Genomic DNA, 18427 nt, shown 5'->3' on the forward strand with positions numbered 1-18427 from the left:
AATAGTAAATTTAATTCACAATTAATTTTTTAGTGATTTTTCTATTCTCTTGTTCTAAATTAAGTAAATAAACACCTGATGCTAATTGACTTAAATTTAAGGTGTATTTATTGGAATTAGGTTGAATGTTTTGCTCTTGTAGCACTATTTTTCCTGTGATATCGACTATTGAAATATCGAAGTTTTTTGGTTGGCTCATTTTAATATTAACATAGCCTAAAGATGATGGATTTGGATATACTTGAAAACGGTTAACATGAGTATCCTCAACACTTAAAACTCCTGATACCTCAAAATCATCTACAATAACACCTTCTTCTACAACAGCTTGATCTGAATGAAATACAAAACGAAACATAATATTACTTTCTGATGTAAATCCAGATAAGTCGTAGCTGTATTGTATCATAAAAGGATTAGTTCCTGTCCATTGTGCTCCCGGGCAGTTAAAACACGTATTATTTTCACCTTCGGTAGTATCGCTATTATACCAATTAGGATCGTTTGCTGTTCCTAACACATGCCAAGAGGCTCCAGAATCTGTCGAGTATTCCATATAAACAATATCCCAATCTTCTTCTAGGTTGTATGCCATATTAAACTTTAACTCGGGATTATTTAATTGAGTTAAATTATAGCATCGTGATACTAAATGGCTTTTTATATTATTATCATAATCTCCTGATAGATTTGTGCCATAAACTTGGGTTCCTGAAGATGTTAAATTTAATAAAGCCCCTGTTGGAACACCACGTTGCCAATAACCGCTACCACAACTACCACCATCGCTTACTAAAAGTTCATCGCTTTCAGTTTCGAAAGTATTAACTTGGTTTACTTCACCAGATAAATTAGTATAAAAGTACTTTACCTGTTTATTATTTGAACTATAAGAATCGCTAGAAAATGATGAAATTACTTCTAATTCATGATTACCAATAGTTATATTTTGTGTTGGTAGTGGTATTATGGCTGTTTCGCCTGCAGGAATATTACCATTCCAAGTAAAGGTGTTTTCTGTTCCATCTAGAGAGTAATTAACATCTACGGTTGTAACTGAGTTAGACCCTAAGTTTTCAACTTCTATTTCAACACCACTTAATTCATTACCACAATTAAAGTTAGCTTCTAAACCTAAAATAGCCGTAAGTGCAATCTCATTAGCAACCGTTTCGGTTTGCAAGTTTGATTGCCAAATTCCACGTCCATAAGTTGCTGCAGTAATTTTATTATCATTGGTATTAATTTCTAAATCGGTGATAGACACTGTTGGTAAACCAATGTTAAAAGGTTCCCAATCTTGTGTAGTATCATCATATCTATAAACACCTAAATAAGTCCCTAAATAGAGTGGATTTTGCGTATGTAAGTCTTGATGCTTTATCACATTTTTTGTTACTCCTGGTAAGCTTCCTGTGATATTTGAAAAATTAACACCACCATCAATCGATTTATAAACACCTCCATTTAGTCCAGAAGTTGTCACATACAAAATATCGCTATTTCCATTATTAACCTCTATAGAAGTAATACTGGACGAAAAATTTTGAACAGTAGAAAAACTAACTCCTCTGTTAGTACTTTTTCTTAAAGATGAATTAATTGCAATGTAAATATTATCTGGGTTTAAGTCGTCTATTTCAAGTTTGTCTATATTCTCTCCAAAACTTGGCGATACGACTTGCCACGAAGAACCACATAATTTATATAAACTTGAAAATCCAGCATATAGTTCGCTTTCGCTATTCATAACTAAAGGCGTCACCCAATTTCCTTGTTCACTATCAGGACTATTAATTTGAGCGTTTAATCCACCTCCGGCAGAATTAGACACATTTAAACTTCCTCCAAATTGTGTAAAACCATAATACATATCTGGATTAGCTGGATCAATTGCTGTATCCATACCATCGGCGCCATAATAGTTTTGCCATTGGTTGTTATTAAGAGCGTGTCCGCCGTTATCTTGCAAGCCTCCAACCATCTTATCTGATGTTTGTTTAGAGACTGCAATTTTATAAAATTGACTTATTTGCATCCCTTCTGTTAAGTCTGTAAAATTTGCTCCAGAATCGGACGATTTATAAAAGCCGCCATCTGTTCCAGCATACAACTCCCCATTAAAAAATCGTAATAAATGAATATCTGCATGCGTGTAGCCAGCACTAAACGGTGCGTTCCAGTAATTTAATTTTGTAAAACTAGTTCCGCTGTTTGTCGTCTTCCAAATATTAAGCACGCCAACATAAACTTCGTTTTCATTTACGTCTGATACCGCCATAGCCATATCGTACCAGGCTTGTGTGCTTTCAAAAATATCGCCAACTGTAGCTTGCGAAGCTGTTTCGGTAAAACTTGTTCCAGAACTTGTTGATTTAAACAACCCTCCAAAAGCGTTATTTCCGTCAGCTGAAAGTACATAAACAACATTAGAATTTGCTGGTGTTACATCAATAACCAACCTAGAAGAAGTAAAAGGTAAGCCTTGACCTATGACTGAGCTAAAGCTGTCGCCACCATTGGTCGACTTATAAAACACACTAGATGACACAGCATAAATAGTACTAGGATCTCCTGGTTTTAATTTGATGTCTTTAATATTACCTGAAAGTGTATTAGTCCATGTAGTTCCTGCATCTAAAGATTTATAGACACCACTATTGGTTGCTACCCATAAAATATTGGAGTTTGAAGGATGAATGTATATATCGTTCATCGATGAAGGTGAATTACTGGTATTTAATCCTGTTGTATTCCATGTTAAACCACCATCTGTAGATTTTAAAACACCTACACTATAAGAATCTCCAGCGTCGTCATCGCCTGTGGCAATATAAATTGTGTTCGAATCGTTATAATCAATTGCAATTCCAGAAACCCCTATTTGTGGCAGATTATCTGTAGTTGTAGTCCAAGTTACACCTCCATCTATAGACTTCCATAATCCACCAGCAGGAGCTCCAGAATAATACACATTTGGATTATTAGGATCTACTGTAATGGCATTTACTCTACCTTGACCAGAAGACCAAGACCCTGTATTTGTATGCTCGAATGGTCCTATTGGGTACCAATTACTTTCATCAACTCTATTAGAATTACGTGATTGCGCACTTTCCCAAATGGTCCATAACTCCTCTGGTGTTGGAAGAACACCTTCTTCGTTTACAAAATTTTGCCAGTAATTTTGCCAACGTTTAAACGGCTTAAATCCACTTCCTTTAGTATTTGGGTTTCTGGTTTCCCAATACGTATTAAAAGCAGTAACAATTTCGTTAAACGTAACAGGATTATTAGTAGCACTTCTTTGATTAATGTTTAGCTCTTGCATCCAAGGGGCATCTTGGTTAAATTGTGCAGTAGCCATAAAAGCACATAATAATGTACCTAAAAATAGTATCTTTTTCATTTTTTTGTTTTTCACAAAAAACAACATTAAGCATTGTTGCTTTTCTTATAAAATTCCTCAAAAATAGAATAATTTTTAAAAAAACTTAAAAACAAATAAGGATATTTAATTTACTAAATTAGACAGGTTTTTCAATTTTTTGAGATTCTCTTTCTAATTTTTTATTCATTTGAAATTTTAAGTTAGAAAAAGATGTAAGTAGTGTTTTTAGCGACTCAAGAACATTTTCCTGCTTACTATTAGAAAGGCCTATCAAGCTTTCAAATTTATAAAAAGCATTTTCTAAAGATACTATTCTAGCTTGTACCGAAGGAGAGTTTAGTTGTTTTGGCAGCGAGGTTTTAAAATCATTTAACAACGCTTCTAAAGTTTCATGATTTCCCATAAAAAATGACGTATCGCCATTCTTTACATTATCTATTACATTACTAAGTTCGTTATATTTTCCCCAGTCTTGAGTTATCTTTTTTACTTTAGCGTCAAGCTCAAATTCAATAATATTAATTTTACTCACCTCTTTTTTAGTCAACTTGTAAGAAGTAGTCTCTTGAGCAGTACTTTTTTGCGTATTATTTTCTTCTTGGCCACAAGAAAAAAACAACAATAACAAACAAATAACAACCAGTTTTTTCATAGGAAAACGCTTAGAATTACAAATATATTGATTTCGTGATTTATACATCTATAATGAGTGATTTTAATATATTTTTAAGCTATTTAAGGCAAAATATTTTTACTTTTGAACCCTTAAAATTGGGTACATGACTCCGAAAATTTTAATTATTGGCGCTTGCGGGCAAATTGGTTCTGAGTTAACATTTAAACTAAGAGAACTTCATGGCAACGACAACGTGATTGCCAGCGATATTAATTATAATAATTTAAGTGTTGTAAACTCTGGTGCATTCGAAATAGTTGATGCGCAAGATTACGCTTCGGTAAAAGATTGTGTAGAAAAACATGATGTTAATACCGTTTATTTAATGGCCGCTATGTTAAGTGCTACAGGAGAAAAATACCCTATGAAAGCATGGGATTTAAACATGAATTCTTTATTTCATGTGTTAAACCTAGCCAAAGAAGGCTTTATAAAAAAAGTGTTTTGGCCGTCTAGCATTGCTGTTTTTGGACCAACAACACCTAAAGACAATACGCCCCAACATACCATTGTAGAACCTTCTACTGTTTATGGTATAACCAAACAAGTTGGCGAACGTTGGTGCGAATATTATCATAAAAACTACGGGGTTGATGTACGAAGCATTCGTTACCCAGGTATTATAAGCTGGAAAACCCTTCCTGGTGGCGGCACCACAGATTATGCTGTAGAAATTTATCACGAAGCTTTAAAAAATAACACTTATGAGTGTTTCTTATCTGAAGACACCAAACTCCCTATGATGTTTATGGACGATGCCATAAAAGCTACCGTAGATATTATGCATGCCAACAATAGTGCTATAAAAATAAGGTCGTCGTATAACTTAGCTGCAGTAAGCTTTACGCCTAACGAGGTGTTTAAAGCCATACAAAAACATATTCCTGACTTTACAATTACTTACAAAACAGACTACAGGCAGCACATTGCAGACACTTGGCCAAAAAGTATTGATGACTCTCACGCTAGAAACGATTGGAACTGGAAACACTCCTTTGATTTGGATGCCATTACCAAGGAAATGCTAGATAATTTATCTAAATCTTAAATTGGTTAGGTTTTCTTTTTTGTTTTATTTTCTTACTTTGCCCGCTTCGCGTATTTAACCAAAGTAAATTTAAAACATGAAAAAAAACATTGTTCTTTTAATCCTAAGTCTTTTTTTAGGATTAACGGTCTATTCACAATCTAACAATACATCTTCAGAATATTCATATGAAGTTGGTAAGCCTTACGAAGTTATTGATGGAAAAAGAAAATTCTTTGTTCACAATGATAAAATGGTTGCCATTAAAATGCGTAGAAGTTCTGTTTATGTACAACAGTTTAACACCAACTCTTTAGAAGAAACGATAAGAAAAGAGTATAAAGAAGATTATTTTCTGCCAAAAAATTATCACCCAGAGAGAATGCTTCAATTTAATGATAAGATCTATTTTTTCTACTCATCTTGGTCAGATGAAACACAACACGACCGTTTATTTTACAACACTATCGACATAAACACATGTGAAATAGACAAAAATTCGGTTAAAGTTCTAGATATAGAAGGAGAATTAGGTGGCTCCTTTTTTACAACCATGCATATTATGGGATTACAAATCTCTAAAGGCATGAAATTTGACTTTTTAACCTCTCAAGATAATGGTAAACTTTTAATTCAATACAGAAAAAAGCCTGAAGTAAAGCGAGATGTTAAAAGTTACGACATTATAGGTGTTAATGTTTTCAATACTAACGACATGTCTCTAGATTGGAGTAAAGAATACAAGATGCCTTATACCGAAAGACGCATGGATTTACTCGATTTTGCTGTAGATAACGAAGGCAAAGGTTACATTCTTACAAAAGTTTTTGACGATGATAGCAATGATGATAAAAAGAAAAAAAGAGACGAAAACGCTAACTATCACATTGAGCTATTTAGGTTATTAAAAGGCGAAACCAATATAGCCAAAACCAAAATAGAACTAGACAAAATTTTTATAAACGGCATTAGCCTGTTTGAAACAAGTAACAACCAAATATATTGTGCCGGATACTATAATAAAGGGCTTTTAAAAGGAAGTTTTATAAGTAAAAAACATAATAAAGATAGTGCCGATGGGGTTGTTATTTTTAAGCTATCTAAAGATGGTGAAATTTTAAAATCAGTCACCCATGAAATTCCTTTAGATGTTATAAACCTATACATTAGTAAAAGAGCTAAAAAAAGAAATAGTAAAAAGGAAAACGATGAAGGTGCCGAACTTCAAAATATGGTTTTAAGAGATTTTGTTATTCATAATAATGGATCCGTCACTTTAATAGGCGAACAGTTTTATGTTGTAAGACATCGCTCGCAATATACAGGTACATATTACTCCTACCACTACGAAAACATATTAGCTACTAAAGTAAATGCCGATGGCTCTTTAGCATGGTTTAAAAAAATACCTAAAAAACAACAAGGCGACTATAGTCAAGGAGGTATGTCGTACACATACCTTACAACACCTAACGATTTGTTTGTGTTATTCTTAGATAATGTGAAAAATATGGATTTACCTGAAGACAAGTACCCTTACAAACATACCGACGGTAAAGGAGGCTATTTAACGTCTTACAAAATTAATTTTGATAGTGGAAACATGTCTAAAAGTAGCGTTTTTGATACACGAAACCTTACCGATGAATTTGTAGCAGAAAAATTTAATACCGATCGTGTTATAAAAACATCTGATACATCATTTATTGTTGAGTTTTACAAGAAAAGAAAAGAAGATGTTCTTGTAAAAATTGGCTTAAAATAATTTACTTAAAACAAGCGAATAGACTTAACTATTCGCTTGTTCTTTTTCCATATTAATTAAATGGGCTAAATTAGCCACAATTCGTTTATGCTTTCTTACAAAAGGATTGGTTTTATCCCATACATATCCAGCTAAAACAGCACATATTTGTTTTTTAATGTCTGGATTTTCTGGTCGGTGAAAAAATAAGGTTTGTAAATTTCCCGTATACCATTCTTCAACATAAGTTCTAAAAACATCTACGCCATACGTTATATAATCGGCGTACTCTTTTTCCCAATCTACAGTTTCTCCCTGTAATTGTTTTGCAATTAACTTAGCTGAACACAAAGCCGATTCGGTAGCAAAAGTTACTCCAGATGAAAATACAGGATCTAAAAACTCAGCGCTATTTCCTGTTAACACAAAACCGTTTCCATAAAATTTAGTAACAGCCTTGGAATAATTTCGAATACAAATAGGATCGAATTCAAAGTCTAATCCAGAAAACCGTTTTTTATAATACTCAGAGGTTTCTATCATCTGTTTCATGCGCTCTGTAGTTGTTCCTTCAAAAGAATCTATAAATTCATTTTTACCTACAAACCCTAAACTGGTTATACCATTAGAAAATGGAATAACCCAAAACCAGGTATCTTTATCTAATACATCAAACGTAATCATGGTGCCTTCCTTTCCTTCAGGCCTATTTAAGTCTTTTACATGTGTAAAAATAGAAGAATGTTCTGGCATACTAGAAGGTTTATCTAACCCTAAAAGTCTTGGTAAAACACGACCATAACCGCTAGAGTCTACAATAAACTTTGCATTGACCTGATAAGCTTCTCCTTCGGCATTTTTTATGGTGGTTTGAGAGCTTCCATCGTCATTAAACACAACATCAACTACTTCATGCTGAAAAGCAATATCAACACCTTTTTTTATGAGTTCTTGAGCTAAAGCATTATCAAAATCGGCTCTAGGCACTTGCCAAGTCCAATCCCAACCGTCGGTATGTTTTTTACTAAAATCGAAATGACATACAATATCATCTCTTAAAAACCGCGCGCCAGGTTTAACCTCAAATCCTTCAGCTTTTAAACAATCTAAAAGTCCTACTTCCTGAAAATGATCCATACACCTAGGCAACAAGCTTTCGCCAATAACAAACCTTGGAAACTGGCTTTTTTCAACAACTTTCACGTTAATTCCTTGGCGATGTAAATAGGCCGCCGAAACGCATCCAGATGGCCCTGCACCTATAATTAAAACATCTGTATTTACATGGCTCATAGTCATAATAGTATATAATTCATATATTATTTTAAATTTGCAATCCAAAATAACTATTTTAGTTTTAGTTTTTAAAGTTTTACACAAAAAAATAACCCAACCAATAAATTAATGCTAACATTCAACGGGACCTTAGAAATAGCAGATTTCTACAAAATCATTTTTGATAATCAACAAATCACCATAGACGAATCGGTTATTGAAACCTTAGATAAAAGTTTCAATTTCTTAAAAGAATTCTCTGAAAACAAAGTTATATACGGAGTAAACACGGGGTTTGGACCAATGGCTCAATATAAAATTAAAGACTCCGAACGTATTCAACTACAATACAACCTTATACGCAGTCATGCCTCTGGAACGGGACAACCTATTCCGCCTATGTATGTTAAAGCCGCTATGGTGGCTAGAATGAACACCCTTTCCTTAGGAAATTCTGGGGTGCATAAATCGGTTGTAAAACTTATGGCCGAATTTATTAATAAAGACATTACACCTTTAATTTACGAACACGGTGGCGTTGGTGCTAGCGGCGATTTAGTGCAATTAGCACATTTAGCCTTAGTCCTTATTGGTGAAGGCGAAGTGTTTTATAAAGGTGAAAGACGCCAAACTAAAGATGTTTTTGAAACTGAAAACTTATCACCTATTTCTGTCGAACTCAGAGAAGGACTAGCCTTAATGAACGGAACGTCGGTTATGACGGGTATTGGCTTAGTTAACACACTTTATACACGTCGCTTACTTAATTGGATGACGGCCTGCTCGGCAGCTATAAATGAAATTGTTAAGGCTTACGATGATCATTTATCGTTAGAGCTAAACAATTCAAAAAAACACAAAGGGCAACAGCAAATTGCTAAAAACATGCGAGAGCATTTAAAAGATAGTAAGCTTACCCGAAAACGCGAGCATCACCTTTACTCTAAAAACGAAGACGTTTCTGTTTTCAAAGAAAAGGTCCAGGAATATTACTCCTTACGCTGTGTCCCACAAATTTTAGGACCTGTTTTAGACACCTTAAATAGCGTTGAAAAGATTTTAATTGAAGAAGTTAACTCTGCAAACGACAACCCTATTGTAGATGTTGAAAAACAACATGTATATCACGGCGGAAACTTCCATGGAGATTATGTGTCGTTAGAAATGGATAAATTAAAGCTTGCTGTTACTAAACTTAGTATGCTTTCAGAACGCCAATTAAACTACCTACTTAATGCTAGATTAAATGATATGCTCCCACCTTTTGTTAATCTAGGTGAGTTAGGTTTAAACTTTGGCATGCAAGGCGTTCAATTTACGGCAACATCTACCACCGCCGAAAACCAAATGCTTTCAAACCCAATGTATGTTCATAGCATTCCAAACAATAACGATAATCAAGATATTGTTAGCATGGGAACCAATGCAGCGCTTATTACAAAAAAAGTAATTGAAAATGCATTTGAGGTTCTTGCCATAGAGCTTATCACAATTGTTCAAGCCATTGAATACATGGATGTAAAAGATGACGTTTCGGCAAAGACAAGAAAGATTTATGATGAAATTCGAGAGATAGTTCCTATCTTTACCAAAGACGTTGTTATGTATCCATACGTTAACAGCGTTAAAGAATTTATTATAAATCATAAAAGCTATTAATCATGAAACTTAAAGTATTTTTATTTCTAAGCATTGTTGGTTTTTTTACCAGTTTTGCACAAGAACTTGCCTTAGCTAGACTTGACGATGGAAAATACGGCTATATTAACACAACTGGCGAGTGGCATATAAAACCACAATTTGAAAAAGCAAAAAGTTTTTCTGGCGATTTAGCAGAAGCCATGAATGACGATGGAAAATGGGGCTACATAAACCGCAGTGGCGAATGGACTATTCCAGCACAATTTGATCGCGTCAAAGAATTTAACTCTGGAATAGCTATAGTTGAAAATGAAAAAGAGTGGTTTTACATTAATACGAAAGGAGAGAAAGTCTTAACACAAGTTACTTCAGATAAATTATACGACTTTCAAGAAGGGTTTGCTCAAATAAGACAAGGTGATCTTGTTGGCTTTATTAACTCTAAAGGCGACGTTGTTATTGCACCAAAATTCACTAAAGCATTCGATTTTGAAAATGGGTACTCCAAAGTTCGCGAAGGAGACAAATGGGGATTAATAGATACCCAAGGAAACTATCATGTAAAAACCGTTTACGATGGTGTAAGCAACAATTACAATGGTAACATTGTAGCCAATAAAGGCGATGACCATGGTCTTATAATTAATGGCGAATTTAAAGTTGTTCCTGGCGCTGAAAAAATTTGGGACTTCTCCTATAATAGCGATATAACTTACGCCAAAAAAGACGGTGATATTGGTTACATTAACAATAAAGGTGAATGGGTTGTAAAACCTACTTACGATAAAGCAAGAGCATTCTCTAATGGTTTAGCCCCTGTTTGTAAAGGTAAAAAATGGGGTTATATTAATACTCAAGGAGATGTTGTTGTGCCTTTTGAGTATAGAGATGCCGAAATTTTTAGTAAAGATGGTTTAGCTCCTGTAAAAACAAAAAAACTTTGGGGCTTTATTAATAAAGAAGGCAAAATGGTTATTGGAGAAAAATATGGAATTTCTTCTGTTGGCTTTGGCGCTATTTTTGGAAATAAAGAAGAAAAAGGATTTATAAATGGTCTAGCCAGAGTAAAATATGAAAAACAATGGATTTTTATCAATTCTGAAGATAAACCTATAAATAGTTCTTGGTTTCAAAATCTAGAACTTTTTTACTAAAACTAAACCAAAACCCAACTAACAACTAAACCAACAATACATGAAATGCGCCCTAATTACAGGTGGATCTAGAGGTATTGGAAGAGCCATTTGCATACAATTAGCAAAAGACACCAACTACCACATTATAATTAATTACAACAGTAATCAAACTGCAGCTTTAGAAACACTCAAAGTTGTCGAAGCTGAAGGGAACACAGGAGAAATTATTCAATTTAATGTCTCCGACACCGAAAATGTAACCTCTCAATTAAACACTTGGCAAGAAAATAATCCAGATGCCACAGTAGAAGTCATTGTTAATAATGCCGGAATTACAAAAGACGGCTTATTTATGTGGATGCCTAAAGAAGATTGGGACAATGTTATAAACACATCGCTTAACGGATTTTACAATGTCACCAATTTCTTTATTCAAAAATTACTTAGAAACCGTTACGGTAGAATTGTAAATATCGCTTCTGTTTCTGGGGTAAAAGGTACACCAGGACAAACCAATTACTCAGCTGCAAAAGGCGCTTTAATAGGGGCTACAAAAGCATTAGCTCAGGAAGTTGCTAAACGAAAAATAACCGTAAATGCTGTCGCTCCAGGATTTATTCAGTCTGATATGACTGCAGAATTAGATGAAAAAGAACTAAAAGGCATGATTCCTATGAACCGCTTTGGTACTCCAGAAGAAGTCGCCCATACAGTTTCTTTTTTAGTTTCGGATAAAGCATCGTATATTACAGGCGAGGTGATTAATATTAATGGAGGGATTTACTCTTAATTTATTTCGAGTATGACGAAACGTGTTGTGATTACAGGAATGGGTATTTATTCCTGTATTGGAGAAAATATAAATAAAGTAAAAGAATCGCTTTATAACGGTACATCTGGAATTGTTGTCGATGAAGAACGTATTGCATTTGGTTATCGATCGCCACTTACAGGTATGGTACCAAAACCAAACTTAAAAAAGGCTCTTTCTAGAAGACAACGTATTAGCATGGGAGAAGAAAGCGAGTACGCCTACATGGCTACCGTAGAAGCTTTAGAAAACGCTAATATTTCACAAGATTTTATAGACAATAACGAAGTTGGTATCTTATACGGAAACGATAGCACAGCCAAATCGGTTACCGAGTCTAATGATAAAATTAGAGAGAAAAAAGACACCACTTTAGTAGGTAGTGGCGCTATTTTTCAGGGTATGAATTCTAGTGTTACCATGAATTTATCTACCATCTTTAAACTTACGGGTATTAACTTTACCGTAAGCGCGGCTTGCGCTAGCGGTTCACATGCCATAGGCATGGCTTATCAACTAATAAAAAGCGGATTACAAGACTGTGTTATTTGTGGCGGCGCCCAAGAAATCAACAAATTAGCTATGGGTAGTTTTGATGGCTTAGGCGTATTTTCAACAAACACAAGCAACCCACAGGAAGCATCAAGACCTTTCGATGTAGCAAGAGACGGCTTAGTACCAAGTGGCGGAGCCGCAACATTAATTCTAGAATCTTACGAATCGGCCGTAGAAAGAGGCGCGCCAATTTTAGGAGAAGTTATAGGATACGGGTTTTCATCAAATGGAGAACATATCTCTACGCCTAATGTAAACGGTCCATCAAGAGCAATGAAAATGGCTTTAGAACAAGCAAACATTCCTGCTAATATAATAGATTATGTAAATGCTCACGCTACCTCAACACCTGTTGGCGATGCGAATGAAGCTAAAGCTATATTTGAAGTTTTTGGTGAAAATGGCCCTTTTGTAAGCTCTACAAAATCTATGACAGGACACGAATGTTGGATGGCTGGAGCAAGTGAAGTTATTTACTCTTTAATTATGATGAAATCTGGTTTTATTGCGCCTAGTATAAACCTCAATCAACCAGATGAAGACGCTGCAAAATTAAATTTAGTAAGTAAAACGTTAGATAAAAAATTTGATGTATTTTTGTCCAATTCTTTTGGATTTGGAGGAACAAATTCAGCATTAATAATAAAAAATATTTAGTGTGGTAATGGATAAAGAAGTTATTATTGAAAAAATAAACAACTTTCTTATAGAAGAGTTTGAAGTAGAAAAAGATGACATTGCTCCTGAAGCTGACCTAAAAGAAACCTTAGAGTTAGACAGCTTAGATTTTGTTGACTTAGTAGTGGCTATCGAGTCTAACTTTGGTGTGAAATTAGTTGGCGAAGACTTTGTAAACGTAAAAACACTTCAAGATTTTTATAATCTCATTGAAAATAAATTAAGCTAAACATATTTATGGTTTATGGCTACTGAGTGGAAAGGCAAGTCTAGAGGCACCGTTCTTGGGTACAAGATTTTTGTGTTTCTTATGAAAAAACTTGGCTTAAGTACTGCTTATTTTGTATTGTACTTTGTAGCTACTTACTATACACTATTCTCCTACTCTAGCTCTAAATCTATATTTTATTATTTCAATAAAAGGGTACGCCTTACTTGGTTTAATAGCCTTATAAACATATATAAAAGTTACTATGTTTTCGGCCAAACTATTATAGATAAAGTGGCCATATCCTCTGGATTACGAGACAGGTTTACTTACGACTTTGATGGCATAAACTTAATACGAGACACCTTAAAAGCTAAAAAAGGAGGCGTTTTAATAAGTGCCCATGTGGGCAACTTTGAAATAGCCGAACATTTTTTTGGCGAACTAGAAGAACATGCTGCCATTAGCCTTTTAACCACCGATGTAGAACACTCGGCCATAAAAGATTACATAGAAAGCGTCACTGGAAAGTCTAAAGTTAATCTTATTATAATTAAAGAAGACCTTTCTCATATTTTTGAAATTAACGCCGCTCTAGCCAGAAACGAATTAGTTTGTATAACTGGCGACCGCTTTATTCCTGGCACCAAATTTTTAACTCATGATTTATTAGGCGAAAACGCCAAGTTCCCTGCTGGACCATTTTTATTAGCATCGCGATTAAATGTCCCCGTTTTATTCGTTTATGTTATGAAAGAAACCAATAAACACTACCATTTGTATGCTAGAAAATCTCAAGCAAAAAAACGAGATGCCAATATGTTATTGAAAGAATATACAGAAAGTGTATCTTGGATGCTCGAAAAATACCCATTACAATGGTTTAATTACTTCGACTTTTGGGATAAAACGCCAACCAAACCATGAAAAGAATTCTTGTATTACACTACTCCCAATCTGGACAACTTACCGAAATTGTTAAAAACATCGCGTCTTCATTTGAGTCTAATGAAGACCTAACAGTCGATTATCATAATATAACATTAACTAATCCTTTTCCTTTTCCTTGGCCTAAAAAAGCCTTTTTCGAAGCCTTTCCAGAAACCTACAAACAAATTCCGGTTCAAGTAGAACCTGTACCACAAACTATTTTAAACAATAATTACGACTTAATTGTATTTGGTTATCAAGTATGGTACTTAACACCTTCATTACCTATAACATCTTTTCTAGAAACCAATGACGCCAAGAAACTATTTAAAGACACGCCTGTAGTGACTGTTTTAGGCTGTAGAAATATGTGGATTATGGCACAAGAAAAAATGAAAAAAAGACTAATAGATCTAAAAGCTAATTTAGTAGGTAACATTGCTTTGGTAGATCGCCATATAAATCACGTAAGTGTGATTACCATTGGCCCTTGGATGTTTACAGGAGAAAAAAAACGTTATTTAGGTATTTTCCCAAAACCAGGCGTTTCTCAAAAAGATATTAACGAGTCTAAAAAATTTGGCCCAATAATCACTAAACACTTATTATTCAACACGTTAGATACATTGCAACAGTACCTTTTAAAACATGATGCTGTAACTATAAAACCCTTTTTAATCACTACCGATAGAAAGGCCAATGTGATTTTCTCAAAATGGTCGCAGTTTATTATTTCAAAAAGTAAAAAAAATACCCCAAAACGCTCACGATTGGTAAAAATGTTTAAATATTACCTTTTATTTGCCATTTGGGTTATTGCACCAATTGTTTTTATCTTATTTTTGTTGACTTATTTACCTTTGTACAATAAGATTAAAAAAGACAAGGCGTATTATTCATCTGTAGCTTACAAATAGTTGGGAATAAAAATGAAGGAAGTTTACATTACTAGAATATCAAAATTTTTACCAAATCGTCCTATTTCAAATGACGAAATGGAAGATAAATTAGGTACAATTAACGGAAAAACCTCTAAAGGACGACGTATTGTACTTAGAAACAATCAAATTAAAACCAGATATTATGCCATAGATGATAATGGAAACATTACTCACAACAATGCTCAATTAACAAAAGAAGCTGTAGAAAATCTGTGCGATAAAGACTTTTCATCTCAAGATATCGAATTGCTGTCTTGTGGTACTGGAAGCCCCGATCAAATTTTACCATCGCATGCCGCTATGGTTCATGGGTTTTTAAAAAATGGCAATACAGAAATTAACTCGCCATCTGGTGCTTGTTGTTCTGGAATGAATGCTTTAAAATTTGGGTTCCTATCGGTTAAATCTGGACAAACCAACAATGCCGTAGTAACAGGTTCCGAAAGAATTTCATCTTGGATGAAATCTGATATATTCGAAGATGAAGTAAAACACCTTGAGGAATTAGAAGAACATCCTATTTTAGCATTTAATAAAGACTTTTTACGTTGGATGTTATCCGATGGTGCCGGTGCATTTTTACTGGAAAATAAACCTAAAGGAGAAACACCTTTAAAAATAGAATGGATGGAAGGCTTCTCTTATGCTCATGAAATAGAAGCCTGTATGTATGCTGGTGGTGATAAGTTAGACAATGGCTTTTTAAAACCATGGAGTGAATACCCAACGAGCGAATGGAGTAAAAAATCGTTATTTGCTATAAAACAAGATGTTAAACTTTTAGGCGCCAATATTTTAACAAAAGGTGTAGACAGTTTGAAAAAAACGCTAGAAAAACACAACATGGCATCTAGCGAAATAGACTATTATTTACCACATATTTCCTCATATTACTTTAAAGAAAATCTTTACGAAGAAATGAAAAACCAAGGTGTTGAAGTGCCATGGGAAAATTGGTTTATGAACTTATATAAAGTAGGAAATGTAGGTGCAGCATCCATTTACCTTATGTTAGAAGAGCTTGTTAACTCTGGTAAACTTAAAAAAGGCGATAAAATATTATTATCTGTTCCTGAGAGTGCCCGATTCTCTTATGCTTATGCACTTTTAACCGTGTCGTAATTATGAATTCGCAATTACCAACACATCAAATTTCGGAACTCATCCCACAAAAGACACCATTTGTAATGGTGGATAAACTTGTAGATTTTTCTAAGGAATTTGTTGTGGCTTCATTAAAAATAACACCCGAGAATATCTTTACAAAAGATGGTGTTTTTACAGAACCAGGTTTGGTAGAGCACATGGCGCAAACAGTAGCGCTTCATACAGGTTACGACTATTTTTTAAAAGGCGAAGAAGCACCAACAGGTTATATTGGTTCTATAAAAAAAATAGCCGTTTATAAGCTTCCCAAGCTTGACGAAACTATAACTACAAGAGCAGATATTTTACACGAATTTATGGGCGTTACCATGGTAAAAGTATCGACACGTAATGCTAAAAATGAAGAAATTGCTTCTGGCGAAATGAAAACTGTTATTGCTAATGAGTAAGTTGTCATCATTAGATATCACCAAGTTTTTACCTCATCGCGCACCATTTTTAATGGTAGACAAAGTGCTTTCTATTAGTGATAACCACGTAGCCACTTCCTTCACCATACCTAAAGACAATATATTTAACCATCAAGGTTGTTTTAACGAAGCGGGTTTAGTAGAAAATGCCGCGCAAACGTGTTCGTCTATTGTAGGCAAAAGTTACTTTGAAGAAAGCGATACGCAAGGCGAAAAAACTAAACTTATTGGGTTTATTAGTGCTATAAAAAAAGTACAAATAACAGCCTGCCCTAAAGTAGAATCCTCTATCATTACAGAAGCCAATTTAGTCTCCCGCTTTGACACCGATGCTTACAGTTTATGTACTTTGCAATGTAAGATATCGCAAGACCATAAAGAATTATTATCTTGTGAGTTGAATTTAGTTATTCAAGAAATTAAATAACGCTTAGTATGAAGAAAGATGATGTACCACAAGATAAAGGCAGCTTAGAATCGGCCGATTTTAAAGAGCTTTGTTATGCAGTCGATGAAAATGGCAAATATACTACCGTAAATAGCTCTGGTTGGACCCCAAAAACTATTGCCTTAGATAATGCTATTGAAGATATAAATGAGCGTGTTGAAAATGCCAAACAACGTGTATTAAACAACGAAACAAGCCCTATTGAGTATTATATGGAATACCATAAAATGGATTTAGGTATTTTGGCAAGCTACGTTGGCTTATGGAGATGGCGTGTAAAACGTCATTTTAACCCTAAAGTATTTAACAAATTATCACAAAAAAAACTTCAAAAATACGCTGATGTTTTTGATGTTACTATTGAACAACTAAAAAACATCACCTTACATGGAAATTGATTTTACGCACCATCAGTCAGCGCATTGCGAAAATGGCGTAGTGTCAAACCTCATGAAACATCATGGTTTTCAGGTTAGCGAACCTATGGTATTTGGTATTGGTTCTGGATTGTTATTCTGTTACATTCCTTTTTTAATGGTAAATCACGCACCTGCCATTACGTATCGTGTTATGCCTGGATTTATCTTTAAACGCTTTGCTAATCGTGTAGGTATAAAAATTAAAAGAGAAAAATTTAAGCAGCCTTCTAATGCCAAAAAGCGCTTAGACGAAAACCTAAAAAAAGACAATCCAGTTGGTTTACAAGTAGGTGTTTACAACTTAGTTTATTTTCCAGACGAATATCGTTTTCATTTTAACGCTCATAACTTAGTAGTTTACGGAAAAGATAAAGACAACTACCTAATTAGCGACCCTGTAATGGAACACGTTACAACGCTAACTAGTAAGGAGTTGGAAAAAGTACGATTTGCAAAAGGGGCATTTGCTCCTAAAGGCCATATGTACTACCCTATTTACATCCCTAAAGAAATCACTCTAGAAAAGGCCATTGTTAAAGGAATTAAACATACCTGTCGCGATATGTTAGCGCCTATTCCTATTGTGGGAGTAAAAGGCATTAAAATGGTGTCTAGGCTTATAAGAAAATGGCCAAATAAAAAAGGGAATAAAGTGGCCAATCATTACTTAGGTCAAATTGTGAGAATGCAAGAAGAGATTGGTACTGGTGGTGGCGGTTTTAGATATATTTTTGCAGCTTTTTTACAAGAAGCTAGTGATATTTTAAACAACCCTAAACTAAAAGAGTTATCTAAAGAGATGACACAAATTGGCGATTTATGGCGTGACTTTGCTCTAGATGCTTCCCGATTATATAAAAATAGAAGTGGCAAAACAGATGGTTATAATAATATTGCCGACCAATTAGAAATTATTGCAAACAAAGAAGAAGTTTTCTTTAAAAAGCTTAAAAAAGCCATAAAATAGCGT

General features: G+C 34.3%; 17 protein-coding genes. 14 read left to right on the forward strand and 3 right to left on the reverse strand.

Translation table 11 applies throughout. The features are described from left to right. Window positions 1-10: 10 nt before the first annotated feature. Window positions 11-3409 (reverse strand): T9SS type A sorting domain-containing protein, encoded by a 3399-nt coding sequence (locus R3L15_RS12565; RefSeq protein WP_338732070.1) that lies wholly within the window; start codon window positions 3407-3409, stop codon window positions 11-13. Window positions 3410-3527: 118 nt separating this feature from the next. Then, window positions 3528-4043 (reverse strand): hypothetical protein, encoded by a 516-nt coding sequence (locus tag R3L15_RS12570; protein ID WP_338732071.1) that lies wholly within the window; start codon window positions 4041-4043, stop codon window positions 3528-3530. A 127-nt stretch (window positions 4044-4170) separates the two neighbouring features. On the opposite strand from R3L15_RS12570, the gene R3L15_RS12575 reads away from it, so the two are divergent. Together R3L15_RS12575 and R3L15_RS12580 are read left to right on the forward strand one after the other, a co-directional pair. Beyond that, complete coding sequence (locus R3L15_RS12575; RefSeq protein WP_338732073.1) at window positions 4171-5115, forward strand: NAD-dependent epimerase/dehydratase family protein; 945 nt, start codon at window positions 4171-4173, stop codon at window positions 5113-5115. A gap of 76 nt (window positions 5116-5191) precedes the next feature. Continuing rightward, entirely contained in the window at window positions 5192-6859 is a 1668-nt protein-coding gene (locus tag R3L15_RS12580) for a hypothetical protein (protein WP_338732075.1), read from the forward strand. Between the two features lie 24 nt (window positions 6860-6883). Here R3L15_RS12580 and R3L15_RS12585 read toward each other — a convergent pair whose 3' ends face one another. After that, a complete protein-coding gene (locus R3L15_RS12585) occupies window positions 6884-8131 on the reverse strand; it encodes an NAD(P)/FAD-dependent oxidoreductase (protein WP_338732076.1) in 1248 nt (415 codons plus the stop codon). A gap of 111 nt (window positions 8132-8242) precedes the next feature. Here R3L15_RS12585 and R3L15_RS12590 point away from each other — a divergent pair, with 111 nt between their 5' ends. From R3L15_RS12590 to R3L15_RS12645, 12 genes are read left to right on the forward strand one after another with little or no spacing between them, the layout of a single operon-like run. Continuing rightward, window positions 8243-9772, forward strand: coding sequence for an aromatic amino acid ammonia-lyase (locus R3L15_RS12590; RefSeq protein ID WP_338732078.1), 1530 nt, complete (start codon window positions 8243-8245; stop codon window positions 9770-9772). Window positions 9773-9774: 2 nt separating this feature from the next. Further along, window positions 9775-10908, forward strand: a complete 1134-nt coding sequence (locus R3L15_RS12595; RefSeq protein ID WP_338732080.1) for a WG repeat-containing protein — start codon at window positions 9775-9777, stop codon at window positions 10906-10908. 40 nt (window positions 10909-10948) lie between these two features. Further along, the gene (gene fabG, locus R3L15_RS12600) at window positions 10949-11680 is read left to right on the forward strand and encodes a 3-oxoacyl-ACP reductase FabG (RefSeq protein WP_338732081.1); all 732 of its coding nucleotides are present in this window, start codon (window positions 10949-10951) and stop codon (window positions 11678-11680) included. A 12-nt stretch (window positions 11681-11692) separates the two neighbouring features. After that, window positions 11693-12913: a beta-ketoacyl-[acyl-carrier-protein] synthase family protein gene (locus tag R3L15_RS12605; RefSeq protein WP_338732083.1), complete on the forward strand. Its 1221-nt coding sequence runs from the start codon at window positions 11693-11695 to the stop codon at window positions 12911-12913. A gap of 7 nt (window positions 12914-12920) precedes the next feature. After that, entirely contained in the window at window positions 12921-13163 is a 243-nt protein-coding gene (locus R3L15_RS12610; RefSeq protein WP_338732085.1) for an acyl carrier protein, read from the forward strand. A gap of 15 nt (window positions 13164-13178) precedes the next feature. Next, window positions 13179-14069 carry a lipid A biosynthesis acyltransferase gene (locus R3L15_RS12615; RefSeq protein ID WP_338732087.1) on the forward strand — a complete coding sequence of 297 codons (891 nt, stop codon included), beginning with the start codon at window positions 13179-13181 and terminating at the stop codon, window positions 14067-14069. Continuing rightward, entirely contained in the window at window positions 14066-14989 is a 924-nt protein-coding gene (locus tag R3L15_RS12620; RefSeq protein ID WP_338732089.1) for a dialkylrecorsinol condensing enzyme DarA, read from the forward strand. The genes R3L15_RS12615 and R3L15_RS12620 overlap by 4 nt, the downstream gene beginning before the upstream one ends. 12 nt (window positions 14990-15001) lie before the next feature. Then, window positions 15002-16135 (forward strand): beta-ketoacyl-ACP synthase III, encoded by a 1134-nt coding sequence (locus tag R3L15_RS12625; RefSeq protein ID WP_338732090.1) that lies wholly within the window; start codon window positions 15002-15004, stop codon window positions 16133-16135. A 2-nt stretch (window positions 16136-16137) separates the two neighbouring features. Next, the gene (locus R3L15_RS12630; RefSeq protein ID WP_338732091.1) at window positions 16138-16569 is read left to right on the forward strand and encodes a hypothetical protein; all 432 of its coding nucleotides are present in this window, start codon (window positions 16138-16140) and stop codon (window positions 16567-16569) included. Beyond that, on the forward strand, window positions 16562-17017 hold the full coding sequence (locus tag R3L15_RS12635) for an ABC transporter permease (RefSeq protein WP_338732092.1): 456 nt from the start codon (window positions 16562-16564) through the stop codon (window positions 17015-17017). Before R3L15_RS12630 ends, R3L15_RS12635 begins: the two co-directional genes overlap by 8 nt. 8 nt (window positions 17018-17025) lie before the next feature. Next, entirely contained in the window at window positions 17026-17436 is a 411-nt protein-coding gene (locus R3L15_RS12640) for a hypothetical protein (RefSeq protein ID WP_338732094.1), read from the forward strand. After that, entirely contained in the window at window positions 17426-18424 is a 999-nt protein-coding gene (locus R3L15_RS12645) for a BtrH N-terminal domain-containing protein (RefSeq protein WP_338732095.1), read from the forward strand. The genes R3L15_RS12640 and R3L15_RS12645 overlap by 11 nt, the downstream gene beginning before the upstream one ends. Window positions 18425-18427: the final 3 nt, after the last annotated feature.

This window comes from Mangrovimonas cancribranchiae (genome assembly GCF_037126245.1).
Classification (GTDB): domain Bacteria; phylum Bacteroidota; class Bacteroidia; order Flavobacteriales; family Flavobacteriaceae; genus Mangrovimonas; species Mangrovimonas cancribranchiae.